The following is a 548-nucleotide window of genomic DNA, read 5'->3' as shown; positions in this document are numbered from 1 at the left end:
GCGGAGTTGACGGACTTCGAGAAGACCTCCATCATCACCCGGCCGAACTGCGGCATGTCGGGCCAGCCGCGGCAGGAGACGAGGTTTCCGTCCACGACGTCGGGAGCGTCGATGACCGTCGCGCCCGCGTTCTCCATGTCACCGGTGATGGGGGGGAAGCACGCCGTCTTCCGGCCCTTCAGCAGCCCGTACACCGCCGGCACCTGTGCGCCGTGGCACACCAGCGCGATCGGGAGGTTGCGGGCGAAGAAGTGCTCGGTGATGCGCCTGACGTCGGCGTCGACCCGGATCCACTCGGGGGCACGTCCCCCAGGGATGATGAGGGCGTCGTAGCGCTCGACGTCGACCTCGGCCCAGGGCACGTCGACCGGCAGCTTCCGGCCGTTCTTCTCCACGTAGGCGTCGGAGTTCGGGTCGAACTCGTGGATGACCAGCTGAACGTCACGCAGCGTCCGTGACGAGACGTCGACGTCCCAGCCGCCCTCCTGCACGCGATAGTAGGGATACATGGTGTCGAGCTCCTCGGCGGCGTCGCCGGTAAGGAGCAG

Annotated in this window: 1 protein-coding gene; it reads right to left on the bottom strand. The window is 67.7% G+C overall.

Annotated features, from left to right (window positions below; translation table 11 throughout):
* The coding region (locus tag HHX33_RS34785; RefSeq protein ID WP_220502514.1) for a DJ-1/PfpI family protein at positions 1-548 on the bottom strand (548 nt) is incomplete at both ends.

This window comes from Microbispora sp. H10670 (assembly GCF_014161385.1).
Lineage (GTDB): Bacteria > Actinomycetota > Actinomycetes > Streptosporangiales > Streptosporangiaceae > Microbispora > Microbispora triticiradicis.
This window is presented reverse-complemented; position numbering and strand designations above follow the sequence as displayed.